Below are 910 nucleotides of genomic sequence, written 5' to 3' on the forward strand. Positions count from 1 at the left end.
CTTATTAACCTTTTTTATTGTTGATTTTTTATTTCATTTTTATAGAATGATTAAATAAAAATAATAGGATGTATATTATGAAAAAAATATTATTAATATTATTTATTTTAAGTTTTAATATATTTGCTCAAAACAATGATATTATTAAAGCAATAATGGATGAAAATTCAATTATAATAGAAAAAGTAATGAAAGATAATATAGATGCTAATGCATTAATTACAAATAGGGTTGTGAATAAAGCATATACGCCATTAATATATGCTATTATTTTAGGAAAAACTGATACAGTAAGAGAATTAATAAAAAGGGGTGCTGATGTTAATAAAGCAGTTACAAATACTATTCGGTATCAAGGAATTGATGGAAAATCAATTTATAATATAGTTACTGTACCAATAGTTTTAGCTAGTTCATTAACAAATCTTAATATTGTAAAAGAACTTATAAATAATAATGCTGACATAAATATAATAGAAGAAGGAGGAAAAACTCCATTATTTTATACACAAGATAAATATATAGCTGCTGAATTAATAAAACTAGGAATTGATGTAAATGCAAAAGATAATGATGGAAATACAGCATTATTTACTGTAGGATATAATGTTGTAGAACAATTGGTAGTCTCTGGAGCTGAATTAGAAATAAGGAATAATAAAGGAAATACGGCATTATTAGATATTCCTTTTTCAACTGATTTATATCTTAAAAAACTTGAAGCATTAGTAAAAATGGGAGCAAATATAGATGCCAAAGATAAAAATGATGATACCTTATTAATAAATGCTATATATAGAAAAGAAATAGAACTAATAAAAAAATTATTAGAATTAGGAGCAGATATAGATATAAGAGATAAAAATGGGAATACTCCTTTAATGATAGCAATATGGCAATATTATAGTTC

The 910-nt window shown here is 23.1% G+C and carries 1 protein-coding gene; it reads left to right on the plus strand.

Annotated elements, in window-relative coordinates; all coding sequences use genetic code 11:
• Positions 1–77 precede the first annotated feature (77 nt).
• Positions 78–910 (plus strand): ankyrin repeat domain-containing protein (locus EZH24_RS12675; protein ID WP_170310880.1); only part of this gene is annotated, 833 nt, incomplete at its 3' end.

Origin of the sequence: Brachyspira catarrhinii (assembly GCF_005518285.1) — a bacterium.
Lineage (GTDB): Bacteria > Spirochaetota > Brachyspiria > Brachyspirales > Brachyspiraceae > Brachyspira > Brachyspira catarrhinii.